The following is a 22,871-nucleotide window of genomic DNA, read 5'->3' as shown; positions in this document are numbered from 1 at the left end:
TTCTCATGTGTCGGGCATCATGTCCATTATAAATGTCACGTCATACTAACTCGGCGATGCGACGGGCGGCCTGGGTCGTCGTGGCGGTTCCCCCGCAGTCGGGCGTGAGGCCGCGCGCGTTCCGGCTGGCTAAGGCGATCGCTGAGAGAAGGTCGGCCGCCGCCTCCCGCTCCCCGAGATGCGCGAGCATCTGAGCCGCGCTCCAGATCGCCGCAATCGGGTTCGCGCGGCCCTGACCGGCGATATCCGGCGCCGAGCCGTGCACAGGTTCGAACATGGACGGCACGCCGGGAGACGGGTTGATGTTCGCGGATGCCGCGAAGCCGAGTCCGCCTTGGATCGCCGCCCCGACATCGCTCAGGATGTCGCCGAACAGGTTCGACGCGACCAGCACGTCGAGGGATTCCGGATGCGTGATCATCCGCGCCGCGATCGCGTCGACGTGGTACCTCGTGACCTCGACGTCGGGGTACTGCGCCGCCAGCTCGTCCGTGACGTCGTCCCAGAACACCATCGTGTGGCGCTGTGCGTTGGACTTCGTCACCGACGCGAGCCGTCCGCTGCGCAGGCGTGCCTGCTCGAAGCCGTAGCGGAGGATCCGCTCGACACCGGCACGCGTGAGGATCGCGGTCTCGACGGCGACTTCGTTCGGGGTTCCGACATGGACGCGACCACCCGCGCCGGCGTACTCGCCCTCCGTGTTCTCGCGGATGCAGAGGATGTCGAAGTCGCTCTTGCGCAGCGGCCCTTCGATCCCCGGCAGCAGGCGATGGGGCCGCGCGTTGACGAACAGGTCGAACCGCTTCCTGATCGGCAGCAGCAGCCCGTGTAGCGAGACGCTGTCGGGCACTCGGGCGGGCCAGCCGACGGCGCCGAGCAGGATGGCGTCGTGCGCCCGCAGCTGGTCGATGCCGTCCTCGGGCATCATCGCGCCCGTGTCGAGATAGCGCTGGCACGACCAGTCATAGTGCTGCTCCTGGATCGCGAAGCCGTGCTTGGCCGCTACCGCGGCCAGGGGGACGCGAGCAGCTTCCAGCACTTCGACGCCGATCCCGTCTCCCGGGATGAGCGCGATGGAGTATTCGGCTCGAGCAGTCACGATGCGAACGGGTTGGCGGTGAGCGTGTACTTCGTCTGCAGGTACTCGTGGATGCCCTCCGCGCCGCCCTCGCGGCCCAGTCCCGACATCTTCCACCCGCCGAACGGCGCCGCGGCGTTGGAGACGACGCCGACGTTGAGGCCCATCATGCCCGTCTCGAGCCGCTCGATCATCCGCTGTCCGCGCGAGAGGCTCTCGGTGAACACGTACGACACCAGGCCGTACTCGGTGTCGTTCGCGAGCCGCACGGCGTCGTCCTCGGAGTCGAAGGGGATGATCGCGAGCACGGGCCCGAAGATCTCCTCGCGCAGGATGTCCGAGCCCGGCTGCACGTCGGTGACCACGGTCGGCTCGTAGAACGTGCCGGGCCCCTCGACCGCGTTGCCGCCGGTGGCGACCGACGCGCCGCGGGCGACGGCATCCTCGACCAGCGTCGACGCCTTCTCGACCGCACGGTCGTCGATGAGCGGGCCGATCGTGACGCCTTCCTCGGTGCCGCGCCCGATCTTCATGCCCTGCACCCGCGCGGTCACCCGGCGCGCGAACTCCTCGGCGACGGAGCGGTGCACGATGAACCGGTTCGCCGCGGTGCAGGCCTGGCCGATGTTGCGGAACTTCGCCAGCATCGCCCCGTCCACGGCCTTTTCGAGGTCGGCGTCGTCGAACACGACGAACGGCGCATTCCCGCCGAGCTCCATCGAGGTGCGCAGCACGCCCTGCGCCGCCTGCTCGAGAAGGCGCTGCCCCACCTGGGTCGAGCCGGTGAACGACAGCTTGCGCAGCCGCGGGTCCCGGATGATCGGCTCCGAGACGGCACCCGACGTCGAGGTGGTGAAGACGTTCACCACGCCGGCAGGAAGGCCCGCGTCCTCCAGCAGCTTCGCGAAGGCGAGCGTGGTCAGCGGCGTCAGCTCCGCCGGCTTGATCACCACGGTGCAGCCGGCGGCGAGGGCCGGCGCGATCTTGCGGGTCGCCATCGCCAGCGGGAAGTTCCACGGCGTGATCAGGAAGCACGGACCCACCGGGTGCTGCGACACGATCATCCGCCCGGTGCCCTCCGGGTTCGCACCATAGCGGCCCTGCACCCGCGCGGTCTCCTCGCTGAACCACCGCAGGAACTCGCCGCCGTACGCGACCTCGCCCCGCGCCTCGGCCAGCGGCTTGCCCATCTCGATCGTCATCAGCAGCGCGAAGTCCTCCTTGCGCTCCTGAAGCAGATCGAACGCCCGCCGCAGGATCTCGGCCCGCTCCCGCGCCGGCGTCGCCGCCCAGGCCGGGAACGCCTCGACCGCGGCGTCCAGCGCCGCCTTGCCGTCCTCGGGCGAGGCGTTCGCGATGGTCTTGATCACCTGACCCGTCGCGGGGTCATACACATCCAGCGTCCGGCGGCCGTCGGCGGCCACCCATTGGCCGTCGATGAAGAGCCCGTCGGGCGCTTTCGCCAACAGCTCGATCTCACGGGTGTCGTTCATGAAGTCTCCTCGGTCCGGGCACATGCGCCGACGACCCGCGCGGGTCGCGCCGCGGTTCACATGTACAGGCGCTGGGTGGCTTTGCGTCCGTCATAGACCACTCGCGCGTCGATGGACGACGCGACGTTCGACACCTCTGCGAGCGGGACGTCCCACCACGCCCCGGAGCCGCCGAAGCGAGCCTGCGCATCCACCTGCACGTAGACGACGCTGAGCCCGTCGCACGCCTTCGCCGAGGCGAGCGCCTCGGTGAGCTGCTTCGCGGTCGCGGCAGTGAAGACCTCGGCACCATAGCTGGCGGCGTTGGCGGCGAAGTCCACCTCAAGCATGGGACCGGCCAGCCGCCCGTCGTCTGAGCGCTCGAAGAACCGCGTGCCGAACTCCTGCGAGCCCAGCGAGTTCGACAGTGCCGCGATCGACCCGTAGCCGCGGTTGTCGACCACGACGACGGTCATCGTGAGCTTCTCCTGCACAGCGGTCAGGAGCTCCTGCGACATCATCAGGTAGGTGCCATCGCCGATGAAGCACCAGACGTGGCGGCTCGGGTCGCCCAGCTTCGCGCCGATGGCACCGGGGATCTCGTAGCCCATGCAGGAGTTGCCGTATTCGATGTCGTAGCCTTTCACCGAGCCCGGCCGCCAGAGTCGATGCAGATCGCCCGGCATCGATCCCGCGGCATTGACGACGACGTCGCGCTCGTCCGCCGCCGCGTTGACGAGACCGATGGCGGCTGCCTGGGAGAGCGAAGGCGATGCCTCATCGGGCTCGATCAGGCGGTCCACCTCGTGCCGCCATCCGGTCGCGGCCGCGACCACCTCATCGCGGAACGACGAGGGTGTCGAGTGGCCCTCGAGTGCCTGGCGGAGTTCTCGAAGCGTCTCGCGCGCATCGCCGATCAGCGCGATGCCGGCCTCCTTGAGAGCGTCGAGCTCGGCGACGTTGATGTTGACGAAGCGGACGCCGGGGTTGCGGAACAGGGTGTTGGACGCGGTGGTGAAATCGGTGTACCGCGTGCCCACACCGATCACGAGGTCGGCATCGTTCGCGAACCGATTGGCGAACGCCGAGCCACTGGCTCCGAGAGCACCGAGCGCGAGTGGGTGGTCGAAAGGCACACTCGCCTTGCCCGCCTGGGTCACGCCGATTCCGGCTCCGAGGGCCTCCGCGAAGCGGATCAGCTCCTCCGACGCGCTCGAATAGATAACCCCGCCTCCGGCGATGATCACCGGACGCTCGGCGCCGCGGATGGCCTCGGCGGCGCGACGGATCGCCGAGAGGTCCGCCCGGTTGCGCGGCACGTGCCACACACGGTGCTCGAACAGCGCAACCGGGAAATCGAAGGCCTCGGCCTGGACGTCCTGCGGCAGGCAGAGGGTGACCGCTCCGGTGTCCACCGGACTGGTGAGGACACGCATCGCCTCCAGCAGCGCCGGGGCCAGCTGCTCGGGTCGTGTCACGCGATCGAAGTACCGGGAGACCGCACGGAAGGAGTCGTTCGCGGTCACCTCCATCGAGTAGGGCTGCTCGATCTGCTGCAGCACGGCACCGGTGGCGCGCGTGGCAAAAGTGTCGCTGGGCAGCAGGAGCACCGGCAGGTGGTTCACGGTGGCGGTGCCCGCTCCCGTGACCATGTTCGTCGCGCCGGGACCGATCGAGGTGGTCACCGCCATCGCTCCGAACCGGTTGCGCATCTTGGCGTAGCCGACCGCCATGTGCACCATGCCCTGCTCGTGCCGCCCCTGGAGGAAGCGGAAGTCGTGCTCGTACTCCAGTAGCGCCTGACCGAGCCCTCCGACGTTGCCGTGGCCGAAGATCCCGAACGCGCCACCGAAAAAGGACTCCTCGACGCCGTCCCGCTCGATATGCTGTGCCGCCATGAACTGGACGACAGCCTGGGCCACGGTAAGCCGCCGTGTCGGGGCACCGATTGTCTGCGTCATTGAAGTGTCCTTGTCTTGTGTTCGCCCAGCAGGTCGACGATCTTGGCCGCGACCTTCTCGGGAGCCAGTCCGTACTTGTCCAGAAGGAAGCCGTTCGGCGCCGACTCGGACCAGCCGTCGGCGAGGCCGATCCGTTCCAGCGGCGGGGCATCGGCCAGCGGCGCGAGGATCTCGCTCACCAGACCGCCGAGTCCGCCGATCACGCTGTGCTCCTCAACGGTGACCACGAGCGGCGCCGCGGCGACGAAGGCGATCAGCGCGCGCTCGTCGACCGGCTTGATGGTGGCCAGGTGGACGAGGCGAGCGGAGACACCCTGCTCGGCGAGCAGCCGGACAGACTCCCTCACGCGCGCGGTCTGCACCCCCGTGGAGATGATCGTGACATCGTCGCCGTCGTTGACGAGCCGCGGCTCGCCGGGCCTGAACGCGTAGCTCTCCTCGAAGACGGGGGGGACGGCATCCCGCGCCAACCGCACGTAAACCGGCCCGTCATGGTCGGCCGCCCACCGGATGACGGCCTCGGCCTCCACCTCGTCGGCGGGCGCGAGCACGGTCATATGGGGCATCGACCGCATGATGGCGATATCGGTCAGATCCTGATGCGTCTTGCCGCTGGAGCCGTTGAGCAGACCGCTGTAGGCGGCCGCGAAACGAACCGGGGCCTTGGTCTGCGACACCAGCATCCGGGTCTGGTCAAGGCAGCGATGGGTGAGGAACACGCTGAACGACGACAGCCACGGCCGATATCCCATCGTGGTGAGACCGAAGGCCATGCCCACCATGTTCTGCTCGGCGATCCCCGCTTGGATGAAGCTGCCGGGCGCCTGATCAGCCACCAGGTCCGCACGGGTAGACGTTGCGAGGTCGCCGTCGATCACCAGCACCCGCTCGTCCTCCCTGGCGAGGTTCGCCAGCGTCTGCCCCCACACCTCGCGTTGCGCCCTCATCGTGCTGCCTCCGCCTGATCGCGGTCGCGCAGCTCCGCGCGCGCGACGGCCAGCTGCTCGTCGGTGGCAACCCCGTTGTGCCACTTGTAGGTTCCCGCGGTGAAGGAGATCCCCTGGCCCTTGGTGGTCCGCGCGATGATGGCCGACGGGGTCCCCGCCACTCCCCTCCGCCGCTCCGCCCATTCGTATGCCGCGAGGATCTCGCCGTAGTCGTGCCCGTCGATCACGCGCACCTCCCAGCCGAATCCGGAGAACACGGCCGCGAGATCAACGTGGCCGAGCGGCTCGCTGCGGTCGAACCTGTCACCGGACGATGCCGGCCAGCCGTACTGCTGCAGCCCGTTGAGGTCCACGATCGCCGTGAGGTTGTCCAGGGCGAAGCGCGGCGCCGACAGCACCGTCTCCCAAACCATGCCCTCCTCGAGTTCGCCGTCGCCGAGCATCACCCAGGTGTGGAAGTCGCGCTCCAGGCGCTGGGCGCCCAGCGCGATGCCGGCGGCGGCGGACAGGCCTTGTCCGAGGGAGCCCGTCGAGACGTCGACTCCGGGCGTGAGGAGCATGTCGGGATGCCCCTGCAGTCGCGAGTCACCGTGGTCGAAGGTCACGAGCTCCTCGATAGGGAAGTAGCCCCGCAGCGCCAATACGACGTACAGAGCAATCGCGGAGTGGCCCTTGGAGAGGACGAACCTGTCGCGATCAGGCCGTCGCGGGTCGGACGGGTCGATGCGCATCTGCTCGAAGTAGAGCGCGACCAGCAGGTCCATCGCCGATAGCGGGCCGCCGATGTGCCCGGCCTTGCTGGCGGCTACCGTCTCGACCACATGCAGTCGGGCTCCGCGGGCGATGTCCACGAGTCGCTCGTGTCCTGTCGTGACTGTCATGGTGCCGACCCGTCTCCCTTGACTCTTATGTATCAGACAGATTGACTGCCACATGAGAATTATGCATGAAAACGGTCGAACCGTCCAACCAGTGAGAGGATCTCCGCATGACGGCGACTCAGGGCCAGGCCATAGGCGGCATGGAAATTCTGTCGAAGGCCTCCGCCGCCCTGGACGCACTGGCCGATAGGGGCACATTGTCGATCGCCGAACTCGCGCGCGTGGTCGGCGAGCCGGTGAGCTCCACGTATCGCCTCGTGAGCAATCTCGTGGACCTCGGATGGGTGGACCCGTCGTCGCGGCGCGGGCACTACCGCCTCGGCCTCGACTTCATCCGCGTCGGAGCCGCCGTCGAGGAGACGACCGACATCCGCGCGATCGCCCAGCCGTTCCTGAGGGATCTGCGTGGCCGGACGGCAGCCACCTCGTTCCTGTGCATCCGGCGAGGTCTCGCGGCAGTCTGCATCGACCGGCTCGACGGACGCGACGTGGGCTCATTGGCGATGCGGCTGGGAGACTCGCTGCCGCTGGGCCTCGGCGCCGCTCCGCTCGCCCTGCTGGCGCTGCTTCCCGCGAGCGAGCGCACACTGGTCATCGCAAACCTCGCCCGCGAGGCGAGCGCACGATTCCCCGAGTACCGCTTCGACTCCGCAGCGGCGACGCGCGCCGTCGACGAGACTCTCCGGCGTGGGTGGGCCGAGTCCGACGGCGATGTCACGCCCGGGATCGCCGCGATCGGCATGCCCGTCACGAATCACCGGGGCGAGGTGGTCGCCGCCGTCTCTGTGAGCGGGATGCGCGGTCTGATCCTGGACGACGTCGAGAGCACCGTGACCGCCGTCAGGACCGCCGCGCACGGCATCACCGCGATGCTCGGCGGCGCGATCCCCGAGGAGCGCTGAGTGCCCAGCCCCATCCGCACCCTCTCGAATGCTCGCGACCTGGCCGATCTGCTCTCGCGCGACGGCCGGCTGACCCACGCCGAGCTGGCGGAGGCGTTGAACATGCCGCGCGCCAGCGTCTATCGGCTCGTCGAAGCGATGGCGGCCATCGACCTGGTGAGGATCGGCCAGGACGGGCTGGTCGCGATGTCGTCGAAGTGGCTGCATCTCAGCGACGCCGCCCGCGCGGCCATGACCGAATGGGACGGGGCCGCGGATGTGCTGCACGCCGCGTCCGAAGTCACCGGCCAGTCCATCTTCCTGTGCGTTCCCAGACTCCATCGGGCATTCTGCATCGACTGGGCCCCCGGCCGCGCGCTCGAGCTCCTGGTGCTCCGCCCCGGACGATCCCTCGCTCCGAACGCGGGCGGCGCCGGGCGGTTGACGCTCGCCTATGACCCTGCTGCGGAGGAGGTGCTCGAATCGGGCACCCTCGAGCGCCTCACCCCCGCCACCCTGGTCGATCCGGCTCTGCTGCGCGAGGACATCGCCCGCACCCGCTCCGAGGGACGCACGATCTCACTGGAGGATGCGACCGTCGGCATCGGCGGGATCGCCGTTCCCGTTCTGGACGGGCAGGGCCGGTTCCGCGCGAGCCTTTCGGCCGGCGGCCTCGCCGGCGAGATCCGCGCGAACCTCGACGACTACACGGCCGCGCTGCGCGCGGGTGCTCAGGCGCTCACGTCGCGGTGAACATGCCGGCGAGCTGCGGCTCGTTGCGCGCGCAGCCGCTCGGCGGTCGCCGCCCATTCGGCATCCCCCGACAGCTCGAGCCTGCGCGCAGCAGCGGGGCGGGTGAAGGCCTCGTTCGGGCGGAAGCGCATGTACGCTGCCGCCTGCTGCGCCGGGGTCGGCTCGTCAAAGGGACGACGACAAACTGCGCGCGGTGGGCTGACGACCACTTGTGGTACAAGTGCGGATCAGCCGACGAGCGGCTTCTGACTCGCCTGTTGGGTCAGGTACACCTCGCGTGCTCGGTGAGTGCTCTCGAGGGTCGAGACCGCTGGCACCGGCACGTCCCACCAGCCCGCCCCGTCGGGCGCGTAGACGAGCGGGTCGCTGTTGATGTGGATGAACGTCGACTTGTTGGATGCCTTCGCCTGCGCGACGGCAGACTTGAGATCGTCGATGGCCGAGGCGCCCGGCTCGATCTCGATCACGTCGAGGCCGTAGCTGCGCGCGTTCATCGCGAGGTCGACGGGCAGGATCTTCTCCCCCTGAAAATTGCGGGCCTCGCCGTCGTACTCCCGGTACCAGGTGCCGAACCGCTCCGACCCGACCGTCTCGGACAGGTGCCCGATCGACGCATAGCCGTGGTTCTGGATGAGCACCACGATGAGCTTGATGCCCTCGGCGACCGCGGTGACGAGCTCCGTGTTGAGCATGAGGTATGAGCCGTCGCCGACCATCACGATGACGTCACGGTCATCGCCGTCGGCAAGGAGACCGCGCTTGGCGCCGAGTCCGCCGGCGATCTCATAGCCCATGCAGGAGAACGCGTACTCGACGTGGTACCCCAGCGGATCCCGCACGCGCCAGAGCTTGTGGAGGTCGCCCGGCAGCGAGCCCGCCGCCTGCACGACGACGTCCTGAGGCGCGCTCTTCGACTGCACCGCGCCGATGATCTCCGGCTGGCCGGGCAGTGCGCGCCCCGACGCCTCGAACGCCGCGTCGACAGCGGCATCCCAGCCCGCCTTCTCGCGGGCGATGCGCTCGGTATACTCGCGCGAGATCTCGAAGCCCTCGAGCTCGATGGCGAGCTCGCTGAGCGCCTCGCGGGCATCGGCGACGAGAGGGAGCTGCGAGCCGTGTTTGTAGGCGTCGAAGGAGGCGATGTTGACGTTGACGAACACGACGTCGGGGTTCTGGAACGCCGTGCGCGATGCGGTGGTGAAGTCGCTGTAGCGGGTGCCGATGCCGATGATGACGTCCGCCTCGGCCGCGAGCCGGTTGGCCGCGAGGGTGCCGGTCGCGCCGACGCCGCCGAGGTTCTGCGGGTGATCCCAGTTCAAGACACCGCCGCCGGCCTGCGAGGTTCCCACCGGGATACCGGTGGCATCGACGAGCGCCCTGAGCTGGTCCTCGGCGGCTGAGTAGATGACACCGCCGCCGGCGACGATGAACGGGTTCTTGGCACCCCGGATGGCGGCGACGGCGCGCGCGAGCGGTCCGCGCTCGGGCACGGGGCGGCGGATGTGCCATTCGCGATCCTGTAGGAACTCGACCGGCACGTCGAGCGCCTCGGCCTGCACGTCCTCCGGAAGCGCGATCGTCACGGCGCCGGTCTCGGCCGGGTCGGTGAGCACTCGCATCGCGGCCAGCGCAATCGAGTACAGCTGCTCGGGGCGCTGCACTCGGTCGAAGAACTTCGACAGCGGGCGGAACGCGTCGTTGACGGTGAGGCCGATGTCCCACGGCTGCTCGAGCTGCTGCAGGACCGGGTCGGCGACGCGCGTCGCGAAGGTGTCGCTCGGCAGGAGCAGCGCCGGAAGGCGGTTGGTGGTCGCGAGGGCCGCGGCGGTGAGCATGTTCGCCGCACCCGGGCCGACCGACGCGGCCGACGCGTACGTGCCGCGACGGCGGTGCATGCGGGCGTAGCCCACGGCCTGGTGCACCATCGCCTGCTCGTTGCGGGCCTGGTAGTACGGCATCAGGTCGGGCTGCTCGACATTGAACTGCTTGAGCGCCTGACCGATGCCGGCGACGTTCCCGTGCCCGAAGATGCCGAACATGCCGGGAACGGTCCGCTCACGAATGTCCCCATCGACGGTCCACTGGTGGGCCAGGAACTCCACGAGTGCCTGGCTGACTGTCATTCGCTTCGTTTCACCCATCAGCGGGAGCCCTTCTCGTCGTTCTCGTACGGCAGGCGCTCGTCTATGCTCTGCCCATTCCAGGTGTCGCGCACCCACGCGTGCGCGGGGTCGTCGCTGATCAGCCACGTCCGCTCGGGATCGGGTCCGGCCATCACGTTGAGGTAGTAGAGGTCGTAGCCCGGGGCGGCGACGGCGGGGCCGTGGTAGCCGAAAGGCACGAGCGCGATGTCGCCCGTGTGCACCATCGCATTGATGTCGATCTCGCCCGCCGGGGACGAGTAGGTGCTGAACATGCCGAACGCGGCGTCGGCCGCGGCATCCGAGCCCGCAATCGGCGCGGTCTCGAAGTAGTAGATCTCTTCGAGACGAGATTCGTGCCCGGGCACGTGCTCGTCATGCTTGTGCGGCGGATATGACGACCAGTTCTCGGCCGGCGTGATGACCTCGCACACGATGAGTCGTGCGGCGTCAAGCGCCTGGGGAGTTCCGAAGTTGTGCACTTGCCGACTCGACCGGCCCGCGCCACGCAGCTCCACGGGGGTGTCGGATGCCGGGATGTAGTGCCAGTCGCGCGACCCGGTCGCCGGCGCCTCCGCGACCGCGACGCGACCGTGCCCGCGCAATTCCGCCGTCGTGCCGGCAGAGAGATAGAGCACGTCGGTCGGACCGTCGAAAACCGACCGCCGGCCGTGCAGACGCGTCTCCCACTCCCCGGGGAAGTGGCGATGAACGACGTGGAACGTCCCGGCGAGCGGGACGATGATCCTCTCCACTCCGCGATCGTCCAGGTTCAGGTGATCCCCGTCTGCGAGGTCCGCGACGCGGATGCCGGTGTGCCTCCAGCCGGGAGTCGTCGCGTCCACGACGCTTTCCCAGCCGTCACGCGCGAGATCGCCTCGGCGGTGGAACCAGCGCTGGTCGGAAGTGCTCATGTCGTGCTTTCGTGGGTGCTCGTGAGGGACTCTGCCGCGACCGCGGAACCCGTGGGTCCGCGGCCGCGGCGCTGGCGAACTGGGCTCGCAGGTGATCGGAGCTGTGTCCGCGTGTTGTGGGGATGCCGCGGCCAAGATCGGATGTCCGCGGCATCCCGGTCTGGGTTCAGTTGTTCTGGGGGAAGCCGAGGTTGATGCCGCCGTGGGTGGCGGGGTCGAGCCAGCGGCTGGTGATGGCCTTTTCCCGGGTGAAGAAGTCGAAACCGTGCACGCCGTAGGCCTTCGCGTCGCCGAACAGGGACTGCTTCCAGCCACCGAACGAGTGGTACGCGACGGGAACCGGGATAGGCACATTGATGCCGATCATGCCGACCTCGACCTCGTTCTGGAAGCGGCGGGCCGCGCCGCCGTCGTTGGTGAAGATGGCCGTGCCGTTGCCGAACTGGCCCGAGTTGATCAGGTCCAGCCCCTCGTCGTAGGACTGCACCCGCACGACCGACAGCACCGGTCCGAAGATCTCCTCCTGGTAGGCGCGGGAGGTGGTGGGGATGTCGTCGATCAGGGTGGGACCGAAGAAGAACCCGTCCTCGTGTCCGTCGACGGTGAAGTTCCGCCCGTCGACGACGATCTTCGCGCCGTCCTGCTCGGCGATGTCGACGTACGAGGACACCTTGTCGCGGTGCACGTCCGTGATCAGGGGTCCCATGTCCGGCTCGACCCCGTCCACGCCGGCACCGTTGCCGATGCGAAGCGTGGCGATGCGCTCAGAGATCTTCGCGATCAGCTCGTCCGCGACCGGCTCGACGGCAAGGACGACCGAAATCGCCATGCACCGCTCGCCCGCCGCGCCGTACCCGGCGTTGACGGCCTGGTCGGCGACGAGGTCGAGGTCGGCATCCGGGAGCACCAGCATGTGGTTCTTCGCCCCTCCGAGCGCCTGCACTCGCTTGCCGTGGCGCGACGCGGTCTCGTAGATGTACTGCGCGATCGGAGTGGACCCGACGAACGAGATCGAGGCCACGTCGGGGCTTTCGAGCAGCCCGTCCACGGCGAGCTTGTCGCCCTGCAGCACGGTGAACACGCCGTCGGGAAGTCCGGCTTCCTTCCACAGTCGCGCGAGCCACAGCGCTGCGGACGGGTCCTTCTCGCTGGGCTTGAGGACCACCGCGTTCCCGGCGGCGATGGCCACCGGGAAGAACCACATCGGCACCATCGCGGGGAAGTTGAACGGGGAGATGATGCCCACCACACCGAGCGGCTGCTTCAGCGAGTACACGTCGATGCCGGTCGACGCGTTCTCGCTGAACGCTCCTTTGATAAGGTGCGGGAAGCCGGTGGCAAGCTCCACGACCTCCTGTCCGCGGAGGATTTCGCCCATCGCGTCGGAGACGACCTTGCCGTGCTCGGCCGTGATGATCTCGGCCAGCTCCCGCTTGCGCGCGTTCAGCAGCTCGCGGAAGTTGAACAGCACTGTCTGACGCTTCGCGATGGAGAACTTCGACCACACCGCGTAGCCGCGCCTGGCCGACGCGATCGCCTGCTCGATCTCGGCCTGGTCAGCCAACGCGACCTGGGCCTGCACGGCGCCCGTGGCCGGGTTGAACACCGGCGCCGTCCGACCCGACGACGATGCACGTTCCGCGCCATCGATCCAATGCGAGATCGTGCGGGCATCAGTGGCTGCGGGTGAAGCGGCCGGGGTGGTTTCGATCGTGCTCATGATTGTTCCTTTGATCTGGAGGGTTAGGAAGCCGCGGCGAGGCCGGTTCGGTGCACCAACTGGGCGGCGGTGTCGACGGCGGCCGCGACGTCGCCATCGGGCGGATAGAGGAGGGTGCGCCCGACGGTCAGCCCGCGGACGCCCGGGAGAGTGAGAGCGTCGTCCCATGTCGAGAACGTCTCGTCGGGATCCGCTCCCGAATCACCGCCGAGAAGGAGGGTCGGCATAGTCGTAGCCTCCATCACCCGCTCCATGTCGTCGACCACGGGCAGCTTCATCCACGTGTACGCACTGCTGGCACCCAGGCCGGACGCGATCGCCACCGACAGGATGACGTCGTCCGGTGTGAGGTCGTTGACGATCCGGCCGTCGACCCATCGGCTCATGAACGGCTCGAGCATGATGGGCAAGCCTGCCCGAGATGCGTCTGTGACGGCGTTGGCAGTCGCCTCCAGAGTCGGGGCCGTGGCGGGATCGGCCAGATTGATGCGGACGAGCGTTTTCGCGAAGTCGACGCCTGCGGCTGTCATCGACGGGACGTCATAACCGGTGTAGCGATCGTCCATCTCGAAAGTCGCGCCGCGCAGGCCCCCACGGTTCATGGACCCGACGATGATCTTGTCATCCAGGAGTCCCAGCAGAGCCAGATCGTCGATGATATCCGGGGTTCCGAGCACGCCGTCGACCCCGGGGCGCTCCAGGGCGATCGCCAGGCGCTCGAGGAGGTCATAGCGGTTGGCCATCGCTGTCGGGTCCGAACCGACGGCGAGCGCGCCACGTGCCGGGTGGTCGGCGGCGACGATGAACAATCTGCCGTCGCCCCGCACGACGTCACGTCGCTTCCGGGCATTGAGCGCGTGCGCGACTGCATCGGGGCGATCTGCGCGGAGGCTGCGCAGTCGGGAGAACTCGAGGATTGTTGGGGCGGGCACGTCAGACTCCCGTCATGAGGATCGCTTCGACCTCATCGGTCGTCGGCATTGCGGTGGAGCATTCCCGGCGTGAGGCGACGATGGCGCCAGCCACGTTGGCGAAGCGGAGGATCCGTTCCAGGTCCCAGCCCTCGAGCAGTCCGTGGCACAGCGCACCGCCGAACGCGTCGCCGGCACCCAGACCATTGACGACATCGACGAAGTGAGGCGGCACCTCGACGGTCTCGTCCGCCGTTCTTGCGAGCACACCCTTGGGGCCCTGCTTGACGATCGCCAGACGGACACCGCGATCCAGCAGCGCGTCCGCCGCACGCAGCGGCTCGCTCTCGCCGACCGCCACCAGGCATTCCTCGCGATTGCCGACAGCTACAGTGACGTGCTCGAGCGCGTGGGCGATCTGCGCCGAGGCCTCGGCCGGCTCGCTCCAGAACATCGAGCGATAGTCGAGGTCGAGGACTGTGTGATCCGCCCGCCCACGAGCCTGGAGCGCGGAGAGATGCGCGTGCCTGCTGGGCTCCTGACTCAGACCCGTGACGGTGAGCCAGAACACGCGCGCAGCACGAATAGCATCGAGGTCGATTTCAGACGACTCGACGTTCAGGTCAGGCGCCTTGGGCTCGCGATAGAAGTACAGCGGAAAGTCATCGGGCGGGAAGATCTCGCAGAAGGTCACCGGGGTCTTCAGATCGCGATCCACTGTGACGTAGCGGTTCTCGACGCCCAGGCGACGAAGTTCCGCAAGCAGATATCGGCCGAACGGGTCGTCACCGACCCGCGAGATCAGCGCCGAGGCGCGGCCATAGCGCGCAGCCGCGACAGTCACATTGGCTGCGCTACCGCCGAGGTACTTGCCGAAGGTCTCGACCTTCTCGAGGCCGACGCCGTCCTGGAGAGGGTAGATGTCGACACCCAGGCGACCGATCGCGAGGACGTCGTGAGGAATCAGGTTTTCGGTCATACTCCGCTGTACAACTCTCTCGAGTCTTTGATCGGGCCGCCCCGGCTGGACGACTATGTCCTAACAATAACACAACTCATACGCGGGGTATATCTCCGAGGTGCGCAAGTCCTTAGGCGTTTCATAAGGGCGGGTGAGTAATATTGTTGAGACATTAAGATGAGAGTCTGCTCACGAATGTCAAGGGAGAGTTCATGGTGACTGACGAGACAGTCTGGCCCGACGAGCTGTTTCTGGACCTGGACCGCACGGGCCCGGTTCCGCTCTACTTCCAGGTGTCCAGTCGCCTGGAAGCGGCGATCCGCAGCGGCGACATACCGGCGGGCGCACGACTGGACAATGAGATCTCCATCGGCCAGCGACTCGGTCTCTCTCGACCGACGGTGCGCCGCGCCATCCAGGAGGTCGTCGATAAGGGACTGCTGGTGCGACGTCGCGGCATCGGCACGCAGGTTGTCCAGGGCCAGGTCACGCGACCGGTCGAACTCACGAGCCTCTACGAGGATCTCAAGGGATCCCAGCACGAGCCGGGGACAAGGGTCCTCACTCACGAGCTGCAGCCAGCGTCAGACGCCGTCGCCGAGGCTCTCGGCATCCGGCCCGGCGACGAGATCCTCTATCTGCGCCGGGCGAGGAGTACCGACGGGGTGGCGATCGCCATTCTCGAGAACTACCTCCCGGCAGAGTTCGCCGACATCACGGCGGAGCAACTGGAGGAGCGCAGCCTCTACCAGATCCTCCGCGGACGCGGAGTCACTATCCGCATCGCCAAGCAGAAGATCGGGGCTCGCCGCGCGCAGCGTGACGAGCCGGAGCTTCTCGACATCGACAAGGGTGGCCCAGTGCTCACGATGGAGCGGGTGGCGTTCGATAGCGCTGGACGCGCCATCGAGTTCGGGCATCACTGCTATCGCACCGACCTCTACAGCTTCGAGACGACACTCGTCGCGAAATGATGCCGGCGGACCTACCGCGGCTTGACGCGCTGCACGGTCGACACGGCCTGACCGACGGATCGGAGGAAGTCGCCGTCGCGCGGAAAGAGGACCGAGGCATCGACGACCCTGCCACAAACGCCATGATGCGCGGCGGATGCCGCCGTCGCTCCCACCGCGCCATTCGCAGCGTCGCGCTCTGTCTTTCTGAGAAGCACTGGAAGCGTGGTGGCAGCCAGCACGTTTGCACCGGCCGCGGGCAGCAGAAGCCACGACGCAGCGGAGCCCCCACCCAGACCTGCCGCGATCGATACGGACCTCATCAGAGCCTCGGCTTCGTCATCCTCCGTCGCGGGGTCGCCGCGGCGTGTCGAGATGATCTCGATCAGCACACGCAGTCCGGACTGAGACGCCTCGGTCACCACACGACCGGCGCGTTCGAGGAGGGCCGCTGTGCGGGCGTCGGCGAGGTCGATGCACAGCGAGAGCTTGGCCATGTCGAGACGAGCCTCGCGCACCGCGCGCACCGTAGACGAGGTCAGTCCGTTGCCCGTGACGAAAGGGGCGTCCGCCGGACCCGCGGGATCCAGCGACGAGACGGCGACCTTCTCCTCGAGCGCGCCGAGCATCACCAGATCGTCGAGGATGTCCGGTGTGGCCAGAACCCCGTCTACCCCCGGCATCTCGAGCGCCGTCGCCAGGCGTGCGAGCAGCCTGTATCGTCCTATCTCGCTCGAGCGGCACTCGTGCGATGGGGGTCGGCGAGCCAGATCTGCGTCGATGATGAGGAGCCCGCCATCAGAGGCTCGCAAATCCCTTCGCACGCGCGAACGATAGCCTTCCGCGATCGCTTCGGGCGACGCGGCGCGGGTTTCCCGCAAACGATCGAAGTCCAGCAACTTCTCGCGGCAGGGCGACGATGTGGTGGGTGGCGGCGTCATCGGCGGTGTCCAGACGGGAGTGGGAGCCGATTGCTGCTGGCTTCCACTTCTCAGGGCGCGGGAACGAGGATGTCGCGGACGAGCGCGTCGAGCTGCGCGTCCGCATCGAGGAACTGACGAAGCGTGGCGCGCGTCGCGCCGAAGCAATCGAACTCGGAGATGCTGAGGCCATCGAGTTCATATGCGCGTCGGAACTCCGGAACGCGTTCCTGCAAGGTCTCGATCACGCGCGAGTCCACGGGCACGTCGATCCGCGAGGGCGTCGGCAGGCCGTTCTCGTGGATCCGTGCCTGCCAGTCGAACGGTGGTGACACGACGAGATCGCCGCCGATCAGCTCAGACCACTGCATGTGATTCCGGAACGCCGCCGAGAGTACTCGAGCGCGGTAACCGCGCTCGACGAAGGTGTGGTGAGCGCGCTTGAGCGCCGCCACACCCGCCCACTCCAGGTAGCCCGGATCGATGAGCACGCGATGGCGCTGCGTCCAGATCTTCAGCCAGTCGTCCAGACGCCCACCCATGATGGTAACGACGGATCCGAACTCCCGGTCGGCGAGCCCGGCTTCCGAACGTCTGTTGAGCCCTCGCTCGATCGCCTCAGCAGCTGCCACCGCCTGGGGCACCGTGAATGAGACGGTGACGTTCACGCTCACGCCGCGGTACGTCGCCTCTTCTATCGCGCGGATGCCCACCGCCGTGGCGGGGATCTTCACGATGATGTTCTCCGCCAACCCGCTGAACAGCACGGCCTGCTCCACGAGCGCCTCGGCGTCGCGGTGCAGTCGTGGATCGGTTTGGATGGACAAGCGCCCGTCACGTCCCCCACTGGCGGCGAACGCCGGCTCCAGCAGCTTCGCCGCCGCTATCGACAGCTCCTGGACGACGAGCCAGCCGATCTCCGACTCTCCCGCCGTGGGGTGCAGTTCGGAGAGCTCGCGGATTCGAGGACCCCACGCATCCAGGTCGTTGCGGATCGCGGTCAACGCGATCACGGGATTGCACGTCGCCCCGACGGCCCCGAACTCGATGGACCGGCGTAGTTCAGCCGGGTCGGCGGAGTCGTTCCACAGCACGGTCGGCGTCGACTCGACCGCTGCCCGGAGAGGGCCGTGGGCGGCGCCCACGACCGCCTCTCCGTCGACTGCGCTCATGCTTGCCGCTCGAACTGCGCGATCTCCGCCTCGAGCTCCGCCATCGCCTCGCCACCGGCCATCAGGTCGGTGATCTGCTCGCGGGTGCGCTCGCCCTTGGCGAAGTCGTCAGCCTTGCGTCCGTGGATCAGCACCGCGAAGTTGTCGCCGACTGTCATGGCATGAAGCACGTTGTGCGTCACGAAGACCACGGCGATGCCCTTCTGGCGTGCCTGCATGATGATCTTGAGGACGTGCGAGGCCTCCTTTACACCGAGCGCCGCTGTGGGCTCATCCAGAATGAGCAGCCGGGCGCCGAAGTAGACCGCCCGCGCGATCGCGAGAGACTGCCGCTCGCCACCGGACATGCCACCGACGAGGCGATTGCCGTCGTTGATGCGAGTGATGCCCAGGCTCTTGAGCTCGGTTATGGCCACCTTGTTGGCCGTCGACTTGTCGAAGTGCTTGAACGGCCCCCACCCTTTCGTCGGCTCGGATCCGACGAAGAACGACCGTCCCACGCTCATCAGCGGGAACGTACCGCCGTACTGGTGCACCGTGGCGATTCCCGCGGCGCTGGCATCCCGGGGGCTGTTGAACACGACCTTCTTGCCGTCGACTTCGATGGTGCCGGATGTCGGCGCGTGATAGCCGGAGAGGATCTTGATGAGCGTCGACTTGCCCGCGCCGTTGTCGCCCAGCAGGCAGAGCACTTTGCCCGGCTCGATGTCCAGCGAGATGTCCGCCAGCGCTTCGGTACCGGCGAAGCTCTTGCCGACGCCTTCGAGCTTCATGAGTGATTCGGACATTTCAGGCCTTCTTTCCGGACTTCTTCGGACCGCTCGACAGGGCGAGTCGACGGAACGTGTTGTTCATGAGGACCGCAGCGAGCAGCAGTGCACCGAGGATGAAGCTGGCCCAGTCCGAGCTCCACCCGGTGTAGTAGATGCCCTGGTTGACGATCGCGAAGGTCAGTGTGCCGAGGACCATGCCGATGACTGAGCCGTAGCCGCCGGTCAGTAGCACGCCGCCGATGACGACCGCGATGATCGAGTTGAAGACGAAGGACTGTCCGTTCGACGTCTGGGCGCCGTTGTAGAGGCAGGTCTGGATCACGCCGACCAGCGCGGCGCCGAGACCGCTCATCACGAACAGGGTGATCTTCACGCGAGGGACGGGGATGCCGGTTGCCCGAGCGCTGTCCTTGTCACCGCCGATGGCGAACACCCAGTTGCCCCACGGCGTCATCTGAAGAACCCAGGCGATCACCAGGGCGACCCCCAGGGCCCAGACGATCGCCACCTCGAACTGTCCGCCGATCATGCTGCCGAAGATGCTCTTGAACAGTGGGTCGACATCGAGCGGCACGCTCGTCGTGCCGGTGATGGCACGCGAGAGGCCGAGAACGATGCCCGCGAGGCCGAAATTCATGCCCAGGGTCACCACGAACGAGGGCACGTTGGTGCGGGCGGTGATGATGCCGTTGACGAAGCCGGCCAACGCTCCCACTCCCAACGCGAGGATGACGCCGACGATCATCGGGAGGCCGTAGGTCCCCGACGCGATGGCGAGCGTCATCGAGCTCGCAGCCAGGACCGATCCCACCGACAGATCGAGTTCGCCGGCGATCATGAGCAGTCCGACCGGGATGGCGATAATCAGCAGCTCCGAGGCGACGTTCAGCCAGCTGGCGGTGCCGCCCAGCGACAGGAAGTTCTGACCGCCGATGATGGAGAAGAAGACGAAGACGAGGACAGTGCCGGCGAGTGCGCCCATCTCGGGGCGGCGGGTGAGGCGCCGGACGGCGGACTCCTTGGGTTCGGGCGGCGCCGACGGCATCGCCTTCAGCGTCGCCGTGGAGAGGTCGATGCTCATGAGTGTGGCTCCTTAGAGGGAAGTGGTCCGGTGGTGCCCGGAGTGCGATCGCCGAACACCACCAAGGGGATGTCAGCGGACGCCGGCCTCGGTGCCGCTGATGGCGAGGTCGACATTGTCGGCGTTGACGACAAGCGGACCGGTGAGGATCGGCTTGGTGGGCAGCTCGATGCCGAAGGCGACGTACTGCAGCGCTGCAGACACGGTGTAATAGCCCTGCGGGTACGGCTGCTGGTCGATCGCGGCGAGCGCCACGCCGTCCTTGATCGCGTTGAGAGTGTTCATGTCGACGTTGAAGTGGACGTACTTGACCTTCCCGTCCGTGTTCGCCTGCCCGAGGGCATCCAGGGCTGCAGCACTGTCGGAGCCACCGACCGTGACAAGACCGTCCACCGAGGGGTCCTGCTGGATCGCGGCTTTGATAGCCTGCGCGACGGCGGTCTGGTTTCCGTAGTTCGATCCCGCGAGGGCGAGCTGGGTCGACTCGCCGCCGGACTTCGCGAGGCCATCCGCCACGCCGCGGCAGCGGTCCTCGAGATTCTGGGCGCCGGGAACGGTGTTGACGCAGACGTTCTTCGTGACCCCCGCCTCCCCGAGCGCCTCACCGCCGGCCACACCAGCCAGGTACTCGTCGGTGCCGATGTAGGTGAGAGCGCCCGTTCGTTCCGCCGCTTCCATGCCACCGGAGTTGTAGATGATCACGGGCACTCCCGAGTCGATCACTTCCTGGATCGCGGGCTCCTCGGCATCGGGCACCCAGTCCGGTACGGCCACGAGATCGGGGTCCTGGCCGAGCGCGTTCTTCACGAGCTGTGCAGCATCCGGACCGATGTTGTTGTAATTCGCGAGAGCGAGATACGTGACCTTGCCGCCGTTGGCCTCCACAACCTTCGCCGCGTCGTCCACGCCCCGCTTGACGGACGAGAAGAACGAGTCGTCCGACGCGCCGCCGATCACGACGATGTTGACACCGCTGGCGTCCGAGCCGCTGGCGTTGTTCGTGGATGAGGCGTCCGGGCTGGTTCCGCCCGGGGTGCACGCGGTGACGGCCGCGGCGACGAGGACCGCCGGAACCGCGAGAGCGAGAAGACGTGCGCGCCGGGTCATGCGCGGGAATGCGAGCTTCGAGACATTCATCGTCCGGGCCCTTTCATAGGTCTCGGGTTAGCTGCTCTGCTGACCGAATGGAAGCTGCATTGCCAACACCAGGGTGTGCTCGATCGTAAAGACATTGACATGAGAATGTCAAGACATACACACCTTGTTGCCGATTCGTTACTCTCCTCGAACGGGAGCAGCAGAACGGCCGACGCATCCGCGATGCGTCGGCCGTGTGCGGACTGCTCAAGCGAGGCGACGCAGCGTCTCCTCGCGCATCCAGGTCGAGTTCTCGATGGCCTTCTCCTCCTGCGAGAAGACGGCCACGGTTGCGATTCCGTCGAACCCTACGCGTTTGAGCGCCGCGAAGAAGGAGTCGAGGTCGACCTCTCCCTGCCCATACGGAAGGTGCTGGTGCACGGTGGCAGTGGTTTCCGCCGGATTCAGGAGGTAGCGGCGTCCCCCGGAGGCGCGGTAGTCGAAGGAGTCCGCGAGGTGGAGGTGCTTGAGGTCCTTGCCCGCGTACTCGACGATGTGCGAAATGTCATGTCCTTGGTAGAACGTGTGAGGTACGCAATACAGGAACCCGAGAAGCGGCGAGTTCATGCCGCGGATCATCCGGACCGCCTCGATGCCGTCCTCGATGAAGTCGTCGGGGTGCGGCTCGATGTTGAGTTTGATCCCCTCTTTCTCGAGGCGCGGCAGGATGACCTCCATGGACCTCAGCCACTGTGCCTCGCTGCGCTCGGACTGCTCAGGGCGTCCGGAGAACTCGGAGTTCATCTGGTCGACGCCGAGTTCGACGGTGATGTCGATGGAGCGCAGCCAGGAGCGCACGGCGGCCTGACGCTCATCCTCGTCAGGGCTGGACCACCGAAGGATCGGCAGCACCGACGCGATCTTGACTCCAGTGTCTTTCAGCGACTTCTTCAACTCCTGGACGAGCTCATCGCTCGCGCGCGGATGGCGGTAGAACGGGAAGAAGTCGTCACGCTGCGAGAACTCGATCCACTCGTAGCCAAGGTCGGCCACGGTGCGGACCATCTCGGGGATCGGAAGGTGACGAAACGGAAGCGGGTCCAGTGCGAGCTTCATAAGATTCCTTTCGAATCGGTCAGGCGAGGACGGGCTCGGCTATGCCGACAGCGGCGCGAAGAGTCGCGGCCGCGATGGGAATGGATTCCTCGCGCGGAAGATCCCAGTCCTCGTTCTCGATACAGACCGCGCCGTCGAACCCGGCGACACGGACATCGGCGAGAAAGTCCGTCCACCACTGAGTGTCGTGACCGCGGCCGGCGGCGACGAAATGCCACGGACCGTCCTGCGCCGGCCGCGTTGTCAGGTAGCGGCCACCGAGAGGCTGCGGCTTCTCGTCGGCTGGGATGTAGGTGTAGCGGTCATCGAGCAGTCCCCACTCGGCGATCGCGTCCTCGACGAGGACCGTGTCCTTTGCCGCAACGTGCCAGATCCTGCCTGCGAAGCGCCGCGCGAATCGCGATGGGTCGATGCCTTGCCAGAAGAGGTGGCTAGGGTCGAGGTTCACTCCGAGGTAGTCGGAGCCGACCGCATCGATGAAACGCTCCAGGCTGGCCGGGCTGTAGGTCACCATGTGCGGGTGGATCTCGAAGGCGAGCTTCACATCGTTCTCCTCGGCGAGGGCGGCAACCTCAGTCCAGAACGACACTGCAACCGAGAGCTGGTAGTCGCGTACCTCGAGCAGACCGCTCTCCCAGGGAACGAGCGACCACGTCGGCAGGGTGGCTCCCCGTCCGGAGCCTACGCTGCCCGACATCACGTTGACGCGGTCGAGCCCCAGCTGACGCGAGAGCACGATCGAGTCGCGAAGGTCCTTGGCGTGCGGCACGCTGACCTCGGGATCCGGGTGGATGGGGTTGCTGTTGGCGTTCAGGATCGCGAGGTTGACGCCCTTGTCGGCGAAGACGCCGAGGAAATCGTCGCGGCGGGCCGCGCTGGCCACGAGCTCTCCCGGATCGCAGTGACCGTAGGGATTGAACCCGCCGGCGGGAACCTCGGCGTCGGTGAGCCTCCACTCACGAGTCCGATCGAGTGCGTCCTCTAAAGACAGGTCCATCAGACCTGCCAGATACAGACCGACTCTCATGCGCGTGTGTCCTTCAGTTCGAGCTTCCTTGCTGGAGCGTGTGCCTGCATGGATTGCAGGCGAGCGGTCGTAGCCTATGTTTCGTTTACAACTGATGTCAATATGTTCTAACATCAGCTAGTCCGCCGCTCC

The 22,871-nt window shown here is 67.1% G+C and carries 21 protein-coding genes; 3 read left to right on the top strand and 18 right to left on the bottom strand.

All coding sequences use genetic code 11. The annotated features are described in order from the left end of the window. Positions 1 to 40: 40 nt before the first annotated feature. The 5 genes from WYM_RS07335 to WYM_RS07315 are packed head-to-tail and all read right to left on the bottom strand — an operon-like array spanning position 41 to position 6,339. Complete coding sequence (locus WYM_RS07335; RefSeq protein WP_019180183.1) at positions 41 to 1,099, bottom strand: tartrate dehydrogenase; 1,059 nt, start codon at positions 1,097 to 1,099, stop codon at positions 41 to 43. Next, a complete protein-coding gene (locus WYM_RS07330; protein WP_019180182.1) occupies positions 1,096 to 2,571 on the bottom strand; it encodes an NAD-dependent succinate-semialdehyde dehydrogenase in 1,476 nt (491 codons plus the stop codon). Before WYM_RS07330 ends, WYM_RS07335 begins: the two co-directional genes overlap by 4 nt. A gap of 56 nt (positions 2,572 to 2,627) precedes the next feature. After that, entirely contained in the window at positions 2,628 to 4,511 is a 1,884-nt protein-coding gene (iolD, locus tag WYM_RS07325; protein WP_019180181.1) for a 3D-(3,5/4)-trihydroxycyclohexane-1,2-dione acylhydrolase (decyclizing), read from the bottom strand. Then, positions 4,508 to 5,458: a transketolase family protein gene (locus WYM_RS19640; RefSeq protein WP_040569145.1), complete on the bottom strand. Its 951-nt coding sequence runs from the start codon at positions 5,456 to 5,458 to the stop codon at positions 4,508 to 4,510. The genes iolD (WYM_RS07325) and WYM_RS19640 overlap by 4 nt, the downstream gene beginning before the upstream one ends. Beyond that, on the bottom strand, positions 5,455 to 6,339 hold the full coding sequence (locus WYM_RS07315; protein ID WP_026059644.1) for a transketolase: 885 nt from the start codon (positions 6,337 to 6,339) through the stop codon (positions 5,455 to 5,457). Before WYM_RS07315 ends, WYM_RS19640 begins: the two co-directional genes overlap by 4 nt. A gap of 107 nt (positions 6,340 to 6,446) precedes the next feature. Between WYM_RS07315 and WYM_RS07310 the strand changes: the two genes are divergently transcribed. Further along, positions 6,447 to 7,241, top strand: coding sequence for an IclR family transcriptional regulator (locus WYM_RS07310; protein ID WP_019180178.1), 795 nt, complete (start codon positions 6,447 to 6,449; stop codon positions 7,239 to 7,241). Continuing rightward, a complete protein-coding gene (locus tag WYM_RS19635) occupies positions 7,242 to 7,973 on the top strand; it encodes an IclR family transcriptional regulator (RefSeq protein ID WP_019180177.1) in 732 nt (243 codons plus the stop codon). It begins immediately after the preceding gene. Here WYM_RS19635 and WYM_RS21700 read toward each other — a convergent pair. From WYM_RS21700 to iolC, 6 genes are all read right to left on the bottom strand, one after another. After that, the gene (locus tag WYM_RS21700; RefSeq protein WP_019180176.1) at positions 7,952 to 8,104 is read right to left on the bottom strand and encodes a hypothetical protein; all 153 of its coding nucleotides are present in this window, start codon (positions 8,102 to 8,104) and stop codon (positions 7,952 to 7,954) included. The genes WYM_RS19635 and WYM_RS21700 overlap by 22 nt on opposite strands. 96 nt (positions 8,105 to 8,200) lie before the next feature. Then, positions 8,201 to 10,096 (bottom strand): 3D-(3,5/4)-trihydroxycyclohexane-1,2-dione acylhydrolase (decyclizing), encoded by a 1,896-nt coding sequence (gene iolD, locus WYM_RS07295; protein ID WP_019180175.1) that lies wholly within the window; start codon positions 10,094 to 10,096, stop codon positions 8,201 to 8,203. A 17-nt stretch (positions 10,097 to 10,113) separates the two neighbouring features. Beyond that, positions 10,114 to 11,028 carry a 5-deoxy-glucuronate isomerase gene (gene iolB / locus WYM_RS07290; protein WP_019180174.1) on the bottom strand — a complete coding sequence of 305 codons (915 nt, stop codon included), beginning with the start codon at positions 11,026 to 11,028 and terminating at the stop codon, positions 10,114 to 10,116. Positions 11,029 to 11,194: 166 nt separating this feature from the next. After that, entirely contained in the window at positions 11,195 to 12,748 is a 1,554-nt protein-coding gene (locus WYM_RS07285) for a CoA-acylating methylmalonate-semialdehyde dehydrogenase (RefSeq protein ID WP_019180173.1), read from the bottom strand. A gap of 23 nt (positions 12,749 to 12,771) precedes the next feature. After that, entirely contained in the window at positions 12,772 to 13,680 is a 909-nt protein-coding gene (locus WYM_RS07280; protein ID WP_051008085.1) for a class I fructose-bisphosphate aldolase, read from the bottom strand. A 1-nt stretch (position 13,681) separates the two neighbouring features. Continuing rightward, positions 13,682 to 14,638: a 5-dehydro-2-deoxygluconokinase gene (gene iolC / locus WYM_RS07275; protein ID WP_019180171.1), complete on the bottom strand. Its 957-nt coding sequence runs from the start codon at positions 14,636 to 14,638 to the stop codon at positions 13,682 to 13,684. Between the two features lie 194 nt (positions 14,639 to 14,832). Here iolC and WYM_RS07270 point away from each other — a divergent pair, with 194 nt between their 5' ends. Further along, positions 14,833 to 15,594, top strand: coding sequence for a GntR family transcriptional regulator (locus WYM_RS07270; protein ID WP_019180170.1), 762 nt, complete (start codon positions 14,833 to 14,835; stop codon positions 15,592 to 15,594). Positions 15,595 to 15,605: 11 nt separating this feature from the next. Here the strand turns inward: WYM_RS07270 and WYM_RS07265 are convergent, their stop codons facing one another. The 7 genes from WYM_RS07265 to WYM_RS07235 form a co-directional block, all read right to left on the bottom strand. Next, entirely contained in the window at positions 15,606 to 16,514 is a 909-nt protein-coding gene (locus tag WYM_RS07265; protein ID WP_423793902.1) for a Cgl0159 family (beta/alpha)8-fold protein, read from the bottom strand. A gap of 50 nt (positions 16,515 to 16,564) precedes the next feature. Beyond that, on the bottom strand, positions 16,565 to 17,665 hold the full coding sequence (locus WYM_RS07260; RefSeq protein WP_019180168.1) for a transaldolase family protein: 1,101 nt from the start codon (positions 17,663 to 17,665) through the stop codon (positions 16,565 to 16,567). Then, positions 17,662 to 18,453: an ATP-binding cassette domain-containing protein gene (locus WYM_RS07255; RefSeq protein ID WP_026059638.1), complete on the bottom strand. Its 792-nt coding sequence runs from the start codon at positions 18,451 to 18,453 to the stop codon at positions 17,662 to 17,664. Before WYM_RS07255 ends, WYM_RS07260 begins: the two co-directional genes overlap by 4 nt. A gap of 1 nt (position 18,454) precedes the next feature. Further along, positions 18,455 to 19,519, bottom strand: coding sequence for an ABC transporter permease (locus WYM_RS07250; protein WP_019180166.1), 1,065 nt, complete (start codon positions 19,517 to 19,519; stop codon positions 18,455 to 18,457). A gap of 72 nt (positions 19,520 to 19,591) precedes the next feature. Beyond that, complete coding sequence (locus tag WYM_RS07245) at positions 19,592 to 20,656, bottom strand: substrate-binding domain-containing protein (protein ID WP_019180165.1); 1,065 nt, start codon at positions 20,654 to 20,656, stop codon at positions 19,592 to 19,594. A gap of 207 nt (positions 20,657 to 20,863) precedes the next feature. Continuing rightward, entirely contained in the window at positions 20,864 to 21,712 is an 849-nt protein-coding gene (locus WYM_RS07240) for a sugar phosphate isomerase/epimerase family protein (RefSeq protein ID WP_019180164.1), read from the bottom strand. 19 nt (positions 21,713 to 21,731) lie between these two features. Beyond that, a complete protein-coding gene (locus WYM_RS07235; RefSeq protein ID WP_019180163.1) occupies positions 21,732 to 22,739 on the bottom strand; it encodes a sugar phosphate isomerase/epimerase family protein in 1,008 nt (335 codons plus the stop codon). Positions 22,740 to 22,871: the final 132 nt, after the last annotated feature.

Source organism: Microbacterium yannicii PS01 (genome assembly GCF_000304335.1).
GTDB classification, from domain to species: domain Bacteria; phylum Actinomycetota; class Actinomycetes; order Actinomycetales; family Microbacteriaceae; genus Microbacterium; species Microbacterium yannicii_A.
The sequence above is the reverse complement of the archived record's forward strand: the minus strand, read 5'-3'. Positions and strand labels throughout refer to the sequence as shown.

Excerpts from the sequence above, each read along its gene's own strand:
- WYM_RS07330 (WP_019180182.1), bottom strand. The coding sequence starts at position 2,571 with ATGAACGACACCCGTGAGATCGAGCTGTTGGCGAAAGCGCCCGACGGG.
- iolD (WP_019180181.1), bottom strand. The coding sequence starts at position 4,511 with ATGACGCAGACAATCGGTGCCCCGACACGGCGGCTTACCGTGGCCCAG.
- WYM_RS19640 (WP_040569145.1), bottom strand. The coding sequence starts at position 5,458 with ATGAGGGCGCAACGCGAGGTGTGGGGGCAGACGCTGGCGAACCTCGCC.
- WYM_RS07315 (WP_026059644.1), bottom strand. The coding sequence starts at position 6,339 with ATGACAGTCACGACAGGACACGAGCGACTCGTGGACATCGCCCGCGGA.
- WYM_RS07310 (WP_019180178.1), top strand. The coding sequence starts at position 6,447 with ATGACGGCGACTCAGGGCCAGGCCATAGGCGGCATGGAAATTCTGTCG.
- WYM_RS21700 (WP_019180176.1), bottom strand. The coding sequence starts at position 8,104 with ATGCGCTTCCGCCCGAACGAGGCCTTCACCCGCCCCGCTGCTGCGCGC.
- iolD (WP_019180175.1), bottom strand. The coding sequence starts at position 10,096 with ATGACAGTCAGCCAGGCACTCGTGGAGTTCCTGGCCCACCAGTGGACC.
- iolB (WP_019180174.1), bottom strand. The coding sequence starts at position 11,028 with ATGAGCACTTCCGACCAGCGCTGGTTCCACCGCCGAGGCGATCTCGCG.
- WYM_RS07285 (WP_019180173.1), bottom strand. The coding sequence starts at position 12,748 with ATGAGCACGATCGAAACCACCCCGGCCGCTTCACCCGCAGCCACTGAT.
- iolC (WP_019180171.1), bottom strand. The coding sequence starts at position 14,638 with ATGACCGAAAACCTGATTCCTCACGACGTCCTCGCGATCGGTCGCCTG.
- WYM_RS07270 (WP_019180170.1), top strand. The coding sequence starts at position 14,833 with ATGGTGACTGACGAGACAGTCTGGCCCGACGAGCTGTTTCTGGACCTG.
- WYM_RS07265 (WP_423793902.1), bottom strand. The coding sequence starts at position 16,514 with ATGACGCCGCCACCCACCACATCGTCGCCCTGCCGCGAGAAGTTGCTG.
- WYM_RS07260 (WP_019180168.1), bottom strand. The coding sequence starts at position 17,665 with ATGAGCGCAGTCGACGGAGAGGCGGTCGTGGGCGCCGCCCACGGCCCT.
- WYM_RS07255 (WP_026059638.1), bottom strand. The coding sequence starts at position 18,453 with ATGTCCGAATCACTCATGAAGCTCGAAGGCGTCGGCAAGAGCTTCGCC.
- WYM_RS07250 (WP_019180166.1), bottom strand. The coding sequence starts at position 19,519 with ATGAGCATCGACCTCTCCACGGCGACGCTGAAGGCGATGCCGTCGGCG.
- WYM_RS07245 (WP_019180165.1), bottom strand. The coding sequence starts at position 20,656 with ATGAATGTCTCGAAGCTCGCATTCCCGCGCATGACCCGGCGCGCACGT.
- WYM_RS07240 (WP_019180164.1), bottom strand. The coding sequence starts at position 21,712 with ATGAAGCTCGCACTGGACCCGCTTCCGTTTCGTCACCTTCCGATCCCC.
- WYM_RS07235 (WP_019180163.1), bottom strand. The coding sequence starts at position 22,739 with ATGAGAGTCGGTCTGTATCTGGCAGGTCTGATGGACCTGTCTTTAGAG.